The sequence below is a fragment of the Belliella filtrata genome, assembly GCF_022549775.1.
Taxonomy (GTDB): domain Bacteria; phylum Bacteroidota; class Bacteroidia; order Cytophagales; family Cyclobacteriaceae; genus Belliella; species Belliella filtrata.
The window spans coordinates 94,275-102,840 of record NZ_JAKZGP010000009.1 but is presented as its reverse complement, the minus strand read 5'-3'; the positions used below and the strand labels follow the sequence as shown (position 1 = coordinate 102,840).

The window sequence follows — 8,566 nt, the reverse complement described above, 5'->3', positions numbered from 1 at the left end:
ATGGAATCCAACAACGTTGTAAAGTCGGGGTAATGCCTTTTTAACACTATAAGAACAAAGATGACCAGTTGTTTTCCCTGGAATTTCCCCAGTTTTTGTCTGCACGAGATTTTTGATTGTTTCCTCTGATTAAAAAGAACAAAAGCACGGAAAAAAACCGACAAAAAATGGCCAAAAAGTGGGTAGATCAGACAAAAATCGCTATTTTGGTAAAAGAAAAAGGGGCTGGATAAGTCTCCCAAGACACAGCCCCTTTAAAATCTAATAAAATATGAGACCAAAGATAGGTATTTCCACTGGAAAGTGGAAATTCTATGCATGTAACTCAGGTTCAGTTATATAGGATTTTTTACGTTCCTTTTGAATAGCCCGAAGATTAATTCTTAAGCATAGTTGTAACAACCTAACAATCAACTTGAAAATTTATGCTCGGAATTGCTGTCTAGTAGTCTATTTTTTGGCTATGTAAAAAAAAGTGGGTAGTCCTATGAAAAATTAAGCAGAAGCAGCATTTAATCTTAATTAAGTGCTAAGCGTTTAGACTTTTGTTGAATAATTTGAGAATTGCTGTCTATTTTTTGTAATTTCAAAATCAATTATGAAAATAACAGGAAGTTGCGTTTCCTATTTTTCTGAAAAAAATCTATAACTTTAGTCATGGGAAGAAGAAGAGTTTCTCTAAAGGATATTGCTAAGGAACTTGGTGTGTCAATCTCTACAGTCTCAAGAGGACTCAAAGACCATTATGATATCAGTCCCGAGTTAAAGAAAAAAATCAAGGATCTAGCCGAAAAATGGAATTATACGCCTAATCCTTTAGCAATGGGACTTCTCAAGCAAAAGACAAAGACTATTGGTGTGATAGTCCCAGATATAGTCACCTATTTCTATGCTTCAATCATTAGTGGGATAGAAAGTAAGGCCACCGAAAATGGTTATTATATAGTGATAGCTTCTTCTCAAGAATCTATTGAGAAAGAAAAAGAAAACGTGAAAAACCTTCTTGACCTGAGGGTAGATGGCTTTATTGTATGCTTATCTCAGTCAACCAACTCCTTCGAACATTTTGATGAGATAGGTGATTCTGAAATTCCACTAGTGTTTTTTGATCGTATCTGTAGAAAAAAAGAATTTTCATCTGTGATAATTGATAATGTATCGGCAGCCAAAGAACTTACAATGCATCTGGTAGAAAATGGTTATTCAAACATTGCTCATATAGCTGGGCCAAGCCATCTCAATATTTCAAAGGAAAGAATTGAGGGATATAAATATGGTTTAGATCAATGCAAATTGCCTTATAGAGAAGAGCTTTTGGAACATTGTGACTTAAGTATAGATGATGCTGCTAGGGCTACAAATAAATTGTTGAGAAATCATCCTTTACCAGATGCGATATTCGGAGTTAATGATACTGTTATTTTTTCAGCGATGAAGGAGATAAGGAAGAGAAACCTCAAAGTGCCGGATGATATTGCTTTAGTAGGATTCACAGATGAATTTCACGCTACTGTTGTTGAGCCTAATTTGACAGCTGTTACTCATCCGACATTTGAAATGGGAAGAGAGGCATTCTCATTATTGTTAGAAGAGATTGAAAATGAAGTGAGTAGAGATATTAAACAGACGGTTTTACAAGCGAAATTGATCCCTCGAGAATCATCCTCTTTTAAAAAAGCAAATAAAGTCCAGTGAGTGTTTAGGTTGTAACTGAAATACAGGTGATTCACAGGTGTTAAGTTTATTTAGTGCTATTATTTATGTTGATTGTTTAATTTTTTTTATAACTAGTCCGTTCAATTTGGAAAAAAAATCGCTATCCTTTTTCAATTCTTCTTTTAATCATAATGGAAAATCCTATTGGGATTTCTCTATCTACAAAATGGAAAAAAAACAGGTTTGTTTTCCTCATCAATAGTAAAATCATAGATTTCATGTTTAGCTTCAATTACTTTGATGAAGTTTCCATAAAAGTCAAAGAAAAGGAATTTTGTGGCTTCTTTTCCTCGTGGAGAAGAACCTTCTTTGAAAACAAATTTTTCCTCACCTAGGTAGGTCGTAATTATTTGATCACTTTTTATTTTAACTCGGTTAAAAAAAACAATTTTTCTCTTATCGTTATTGAACTCCCTTTCTGCTAAAATTTTTAGTTTGATGCTTCCATACATGTCAAAGACACTCAAAATATGCATGCCTAAATCAAGATGGAGGGTACAAAGAAGAGGTGTTAGTTGGTATTAAATAATTCAATTCATTTAAAAAAATCTTATAACCCGGGCCAACCTACAATACCAATAGTCTATTCATAAACGCACATCAAGCTACAACCTAATCAAAAAACCTCTCGGATAACCGAATCTTTCAGCTATTTAACCTTCCAACAAGATCAATTCAATCTCCCAGTTTTCAACATTTAAAGCTCCTAACTTTAAATATGCTTTTCTTTCCCAGAGGCTATTTCAAAAAGCAATTCGCGAGACCTGTGAAGCTGAGCTTTGACGGTACCTAGTGGCTTGTCTAGTTCCTGAGCTATCTCATCGTAAGACAACTCTTGGAAATAGCGTAACTCTACCAGTTTACGGTACTTCGCAGGCAACTTATCTACAAACACCCTGACCATCTCGATTCTTTGAGATTTGATAAACTCGTCTTGTGGATTGTTGTCATCATCTTCCACATCGATATTGACCGAATTACCACCATCATCACTCAAGGTGGTATTCAAGCTCATGGTCTTCAACTTTTTCTTTCGGATAAAATCAATGGTATTGTTCGTAGCTATCCTGAAAAGCCAAGTACTGAATGTATAGTCTTTTTTGAACTTGTGAAGATTTTTGAAAGCTTTTGCAAAAGCTTCCATAGTCAAATCTTCCGCATCATCGGCATCGCGGATCATTTTCAAGATCATGAAGTAAACTGCTTTTTTGTAGCGCTTCATCAATGTGGCATAAGCTTGCTGATCTTTCTGCTCCACTGCTTGATCTATTAGATCAAAGTCTTCTAATGCCTTGTTTGAAAATCCTCTTGAATTTACTTCCATTTAACTGTTTTTGAACGATACCCTATAGTGCCAATGATCCAAAAATAGCCCAGATAAATGAAATCGTAAAATATTGGCCAAAACACTTTTCGAATCCCCTGCAAATTTCTTCTTGCAGCTGTAAATATCCAGGTGAGCATCATTGATCTCACGGTAATTATACCTAGAATTCCAGCAAATTGTTCCCATTTTCCTTCAATTGCCAAAAAAATCATCAAACAAATACCTACAATCCAAAAAAGGAGATGGGTAGATGTATAAAATCCTATTTTATTTTTGTCTCTAGCTCTATAAAATTTACCTGCATAGAAGTGTCTTTTTTTCTGTATAAAAAACTGTTTCCAAGTACTTTTTGGCTTAGAAATAGTGATACTGTCAGGGGAAATCACTAGTGCAGTATTTTTACCAGTTGCATACTTGTTGATAAATAGGTCATCATCTCCACAGGTGATTTGCCAGAGGTCTTTGAATGCTTTTTTCTCCATAAAAAAACTTCTACGATAGCACAAATTTCTCCCGACTCCCATGAATGGAGCTTTCCATAAAGCAAATGAAAAATACAAAATTGCGGTCCAAAGGGTTTCAAACTGTATCCATTTGTTCAGAAAGCCCCTGTCAGTTTCATAAGGAGAATATCCTAAAGCAAAAGTTTTACCTTGTTCTCTTACAGGAGCTGTCATTTGCTTGATCCATTGGTCTGATGTAGGGATGCAATCTGCATCAGTGAGTAAAAGCACATCATGTTTGGCCACTTTTATACCTAGTGTTAGGGCATATTTTTTTGAAGTCACATGGTCAGGAGTATATTTGACCGTTACCGTTCTGATTTGTGGATACCTGGCCATCATTTTCTCCAATAGTGACCTCGTACCGTCAAACGAACGATCATTGATGATCATGATGTCAAAATTTGGGTAGTCTTGATTGCAAAGGATTGGTATGAGTTTTTTTAGATTTTCTTTTTCATTGTGCGCTGCTATCACCACAGTGACGCCCTCTGTTTTTGATTCGGTGGAAATTGGAGACTCTTTGGTCTTGAAAAATGCCAATCGGCTAAAAATAAATAGGATATAGATTAATTGAACAGCAAACGCTACCAAAAAAAGTATCCATAAAACTCCGTTGATCATCCTGATTGATTTTTTGAAAGGCAAATATAAAAGCAAATTCAGCATTCAATTAAATAATAAGCTTATATTTTTGCATTGGGAATGGCTGAAAGTCGGTCAAGCCCGTATATTCAATTTGGAGTGTTGTACTTTAGGAAATGAAATTTATATTAACAGACACTGATCCTCAGTCAAAAGCAAGGGCAGGAATAATAAAAACTGATCATGGGGATATAGAAACCCCTATTTTTATGCCAGTGGGTACTGCGGGTTCCGTGAAAGCCGTTCATCAGCGGGAGCTTACTTATGATGTCAAGGCACAGATCATTTTGGGGAATACCTATCACTTATATCTAAGGCCTGGTCTGGATGTACTAGAAAAGGTAGGTGGTTTGCACAAATTCAATGGTTGGTCCAAGCCAATCTTAACAGACAGTGGAGGATATCAAGTATTTTCATTGGCTGGTACGAGGAAAATCACCGAAGAAGGTGTAGTTTTCAAATCGCATATTGATGGATCAAAACATATTTTTTCTCCTGAAGGAGTAATGGATATTCAGCGAACCATAGGTGCGGATATTATCATGGCATTTGATGAATGTACGCCTTATCCTTGTGAATTTGGATATGCTAGAAACTCTATGGAAATGACTCACCGCTGGCTGAAGCGCTGCATAGAACGTTTCGATCAGACAGAAGGGAAGTATGGCTATAGTCAGACATTATTTCCGATTGTGCAGGGTTCTGTATTCAAAGACTTGAGAAAACAATCCGCGGAATTTATAGCTTCTTGTGAAAGAGAAGGGAACGCCATAGGAGGACTGTCTGTAGGTGAACCTGCGGAGATGATGTATGAGATGACTGATATGGTGACGGATATCTTACCAAAAGATAAGCCTAGATATTTGATGGGGGTAGGGACGCCTGCTAATATTCTCGAAGGGATCGCACTTGGTGTAGATATGTTTGACTGCGTCATGCCGACAAGAAATGCACGGAATGGAATGCTCTTCACCTCTGAAGGAATTATAAATATCAGGAATGAAAAATGGAAGGATGATTTCAGTCCAATAGATACAGGAATCAATTCTTATGTAAGTAGTTTCTATTCCAAAGCATATTTGAGACATTTGACGATAGCCAAAGAAATACTAGCTGCGCAGATAGCTAGTATTCATAATTTGGCATTTTATCTTTGGTTGGTAGGTCAAGCAAGAGAAAAAATCAAATCTGGCGAATTTTCCACATGGAAAGATCAAATGGTCAAAAAAGTAAGCACAAGATTATAATATGAAGATATTAGATAAACTCATCATTAAGGATTTTCTCAAAACCTACTTTTTTGTGGTTTTGATGTTGATTCTTATTGTCTTGGTGTTAGATTTCACGGAGAAGAATGATGCGTTTATTCGTAATAAAGTACCAGCATCAGAGATACTGAAGTATTTGGCTAATTATGGGCTTTACCTGAATAATTTACTCACGCCTATTACGGTTTTTATCTCTGTCATATTCATTACTTCCAAAATGGCCGGTAGAACTGAGATTGTTGCGATTCTCAGTTCAGGAACATCTTTTGTCAGGATGTTACTGCCATTTTTTATAGGAGCTTCTTTGATAGGTGCAGCAAGCTTTTTGCTTAATGGATGGGTGCTTCCTGGTGCCACTTCTGGAGTGACGGAGTTCAAGACGAGGTATTTGGAAGAGACCAAATTCTATAACGAAACCAATATCCATATCAAAGTTGCTCCAGATGTGTATGCATATATATCGAGATATTATCCATCTGGGAATATGGGCTATAGCTTTACTTTGGAGCAAGTCAGAGATGGACAGCTTTTGGCAAAGCTATCAGGAGATAGAATCGTATGGGATACTGCTATCAATTCCTGGACTGTGAAGAACTGGAAGCTGCGTGTGCTGAATGAAAGAGGGGAGGATTACACTACGGGTGAGAGCCTCGATACATTGCTTTCCATAACACCTGCGGACTTTGATTTGCCTACCAATCACCATGAAACACTGACACTTCCTCAGCTTGGTCAGCAGATCAGGACACTTGAAGATAGGGGGGCGGATAATGTTAATTATTATAAGATTGAAAGGTACGTGCGGTATATGTCTCCATTTGCGGCAATCATTCTCACATTCATTGGCGTAATTCTCTCTTCCAAGAAGACTAGGGGAGGGTCTGGTTTTCAGATTGCGTTAGGCTTCCTCTTGGCCTTTGTGTATATCATATTGTTCTTACTATCAAGGACATTTGCCGAGGCTGGTACCACATATCCAATATTTGTTATTTGGTTACCCAACCTTTTGTTTGCATTTACTGGACTTTTCTTGTACAAAACTGTACCAAGGTAAGCATGAGTCAAAAAGATATCGTCAAGGACTACTTGATGCTCCATTTTATCGTGTTGATTTGGGGATTTACAGCAATATTAGGACTGCTGATTACTTTGCCTTCAGTAGAGATAGTTTTTTATAGAACTTTGATAGCATGTGGGTTTTTGGGCTTGGTGTTTTTGGTGAAAAAGCGAAAAATCAGATTGGCTTCCCAAGAGTTAGGAAAGGTAATTGGGACAGGCTTTTTGATCAGCTTGCATTGGATATTGTTTTTTTGGGCTGCTCAAGTGTCTACTGCTTCTGTATGCTTGGCAGGTATGGCGACGACTTCATTGTGGACAGCGCTAGTAGAGCCATTGGTCAATCGGTCGAAGGTAAAATGGTTTGAGATTATGCTTGGGATGATGGTGATTTCAGGCCTTTATGTAGTTTTTAGCTTTGAAGGTGGCTATTGGTTAGGTTTGACAATGGCTGTATCTTCGGCATTGATTGCTGCGATATTTACGGTCATCAATGGTCGGTTAACCAAGAGGCATTCTCCTTATGTATTGACATTTTATGAAATGTTGGGAGCTTGTATATTTTCTGTTTTATTTATGCCTTTTTATGCTGTATTCTTTACTGATGGGGTTGGTCTACAGCTTGTACCAATTGGCTTGGATTGGTTGTGGTTATTTGTTTTGGGAGGGGTTTGTACTGTTTATGCCTTTTCCGTTTCCGTAGAGCTGATGCGTAGGTTGACTGCTTTTGCTATAAACCTGACGGTGAATTTAGAGCCTGTATATGGAATTGTATTGGCTGTTTTGATTTTTGGAGAAAGAGAAAAAATGACTTCAGGTTTTTACTTAGGTACTTTGATTATTCTGATTTCGGTGTTATTGTACCCTGTTTTTAATTATTTGAACAAGCGGAGAAAGGTGAAAAGGGTGCCTGGAGTGTGAAAGATGAGATAGTGATTTTATTAGAGCTGAAATATTGTACTTGAACATTGTCCTTAACTATAAATAAATTCAATTTTTTTCATCAATCAATAAAAATTAAGTGCAAAAGGAATGCTTTTTATTAAAAAAATACCCTAAAAAGGGTATTGTTCACACTTTTCTAATCGGTTATTTTTGTACAAACAGATTTATTACCAAATAATTCAAGCTTATGAAAATGATTGTTACAGAATTTCTTAGGAGTTATCTTTCTCTGATCTCTTTAAAAAGATTGATGATGTCAATCTTAATGATGATCCTAATGCTCGCCTTTATTTGCTAATTCCATCAAATGTAGGCTTGGAAAATATTCCCTTTAAATTAGCTGTTTTTCGACCCCTAAACGAATAGGGTAAAATCTGAACAACTGGGAGTGTTTTAATTTTCAGTAAAAATGCTCATAGATTCCGTTAATTGTGATTTTTAACTTTCAATGAAAAGTTTCTACGAATTTACAGCGTAGTAATATCCCCCAAAGTTGCCAGTGCCATTTGCAGTTCCTTGTCGGAAATTTTACCGATTTTTTCTACCAAGCGCACTTTCGAAATAGATCGGATATGAAATACCATCAATTCAGATATTTCCCTCAGGTTATTGCTCGTGTCAGGGATTAAAATTGGGTTGCCTTGATAATTTTTTATTTTGGAAGTCAAAGGAATCGTGATGACTACTTTGAGGTGTTTGTTGAGTAAGTTTCCACTGATAATGACAACTGGGCGGAATCCAGCTTGCTCAGAACCTTTACTAGGATTTAGATCAGCATACCAGATTTCACCTTGTTTCATCTTCTATCTGCTTGAAGTATTGCGCCATACCTTCCTCTGCCAAATTGACCATGTCCTTGTCTTCTTTGGCTTGACTATATGATTTTACATACGCCGCTCTTTTGAGATGCTCAAGGTATAATCTTAAGGCTTTTTCAATAAGCTTGTTTTTAGGAATCTCTAATTTCTTGGCATGCTCGTCGAGCATTTCCAATAAGTCATTTGGAAGTGAGCTAGTGAAAGTTGTCATATTTTTACTTTTGAAGTAAAAATACAAAATATATTTATGAAATTTAAATATGAATCTGTCGTGAATGACTTATGAAC

9 protein-coding genes are annotated in these 8,566 nt (G+C 36.6%); 4 read left to right on the top strand and 5 right to left on the bottom strand.

Annotated elements, in window-relative coordinates; all coding sequences use genetic code 11:
- Positions 1 to 657: 657 nt before the first annotated feature.
- Positions 658 to 1,695 carry a LacI family DNA-binding transcriptional regulator gene (locus tag MM239_RS05890; RefSeq protein WP_241347276.1) on the top strand — a complete coding sequence of 346 codons (1,038 nt, stop codon included), beginning with the start codon at positions 658 to 660 and terminating at the stop codon, positions 1,693 to 1,695.
- 176 nt (positions 1,696 to 1,871) lie between these two features.
- Here the strand turns inward: MM239_RS05890 and MM239_RS05885 are convergent, their stop codons facing one another.
- The 3 genes from MM239_RS05885 to MM239_RS05875 all read right to left on the bottom strand — a co-directional run bounded on the left by MM239_RS05885 (position 1,872) and on the right by MM239_RS05875 (position 4,170).
- Positions 1,872 to 2,192, bottom strand: coding sequence for a hypothetical protein (locus tag MM239_RS05885; protein WP_241347275.1), 321 nt, complete (start codon positions 2,190 to 2,192; stop codon positions 1,872 to 1,874).
- Positions 2,193 to 2,428: 236 nt separating this feature from the next.
- Positions 2,429 to 3,040, bottom strand: a complete 612-nt coding sequence (locus MM239_RS05880; protein WP_241296025.1) for an RNA polymerase sigma factor — start codon at positions 3,038 to 3,040, stop codon at positions 2,429 to 2,431.
- Positions 3,031 to 4,170 (bottom strand): glycosyltransferase, encoded by a 1,140-nt coding sequence (locus tag MM239_RS05875; RefSeq protein WP_241347274.1) that lies wholly within the window; start codon positions 4,168 to 4,170, stop codon positions 3,031 to 3,033. The genes MM239_RS05880 and MM239_RS05875 overlap by 10 nt, the downstream gene beginning before the upstream one ends.
- 137 nt (positions 4,171 to 4,307) lie before the next feature.
- Between MM239_RS05875 and tgt the strand changes: the two genes are divergently transcribed.
- The 3 genes from tgt to MM239_RS05860 are packed head-to-tail and all read left to right on the top strand — an operon-like array spanning position 4,308 to position 7,436.
- Positions 4,308 to 5,438, top strand: coding sequence for a tRNA guanosine(34) transglycosylase Tgt (tgt, locus tag MM239_RS05870; protein ID WP_241347273.1), 1,131 nt, complete (start codon positions 4,308 to 4,310; stop codon positions 5,436 to 5,438).
- 1 nt (position 5,439) lies between these two features.
- The gene (locus MM239_RS05865; RefSeq protein WP_241347272.1) at positions 5,440 to 6,513 is read left to right on the top strand and encodes an LptF/LptG family permease; all 1,074 of its coding nucleotides are present in this window, start codon (positions 5,440 to 5,442) and stop codon (positions 6,511 to 6,513) included.
- A gap of 2 nt (positions 6,514 to 6,515) precedes the next feature.
- The gene (locus MM239_RS05860; protein ID WP_241347271.1) at positions 6,516 to 7,436 is read left to right on the top strand and encodes a DMT family transporter; all 921 of its coding nucleotides are present in this window, start codon (positions 6,516 to 6,518) and stop codon (positions 7,434 to 7,436) included.
- A 491-nt stretch (positions 7,437 to 7,927) separates the two neighbouring features.
- Here MM239_RS05860 and MM239_RS05855 read toward each other — a convergent pair whose 3' ends face one another.
- Both MM239_RS05855 and MM239_RS05850 read right to left on the bottom strand, forming a co-directional pair.
- Positions 7,928 to 8,260, bottom strand: a complete 333-nt coding sequence (locus tag MM239_RS05855) for a type II toxin-antitoxin system PemK/MazF family toxin (protein ID WP_241347270.1) — start codon at positions 8,258 to 8,260, stop codon at positions 7,928 to 7,930.
- The gene (locus MM239_RS05850) at positions 8,247 to 8,489 is read right to left on the bottom strand and encodes a ribbon-helix-helix domain-containing protein (protein ID WP_241347269.1); all 243 of its coding nucleotides are present in this window, start codon (positions 8,487 to 8,489) and stop codon (positions 8,247 to 8,249) included. Before MM239_RS05850 ends, MM239_RS05855 begins: the two co-directional genes overlap by 14 nt.
- Between the last annotated feature and the right edge of the window lie 77 nt (positions 8,490 to 8,566).

Bases quoted from the DNA above. Each gene is read 5' to 3' on its own strand.
- MM239_RS05850 (WP_241347269.1), bottom strand. From the start codon at position 8,489: ATGACAACTTTCACTAGCTCACTTCCAAATGACTTATTGGAAATGCTC.
- MM239_RS05880 (WP_241296025.1), bottom strand. From the start codon at position 3,040: ATGGAAGTAAATTCAAGAGGATTTTCAAACAAGGCATTAGAAGACTTT.
- MM239_RS05860 (WP_241347271.1), top strand. From the start codon at position 6,516: ATGAGTCAAAAAGATATCGTCAAGGACTACTTGATGCTCCATTTTATC.
- MM239_RS05865 (WP_241347272.1), top strand. From the start codon at position 5,440: ATGAAGATATTAGATAAACTCATCATTAAGGATTTTCTCAAAACCTAC.
- MM239_RS05855 (WP_241347270.1), bottom strand. From the start codon at position 8,260: ATGAAACAAGGTGAAATCTGGTATGCTGATCTAAATCCTAGTAAAGGT.
- MM239_RS05875 (WP_241347274.1), bottom strand. From the start codon at position 4,170: ATGATCAACGGAGTTTTATGGATACTTTTTTTGGTAGCGTTTGCTGTT.
- tgt (WP_241347273.1), top strand. From the start codon at position 4,308: ATGAAATTTATATTAACAGACACTGATCCTCAGTCAAAAGCAAGGGCA.
- MM239_RS05890 (WP_241347276.1), top strand. From the start codon at position 658: ATGGGAAGAAGAAGAGTTTCTCTAAAGGATATTGCTAAGGAACTTGGT.
- MM239_RS05885 (WP_241347275.1), bottom strand. From the start codon at position 2,192: ATGCATATTTTGAGTGTCTTTGACATGTATGGAAGCATCAAACTAAAA.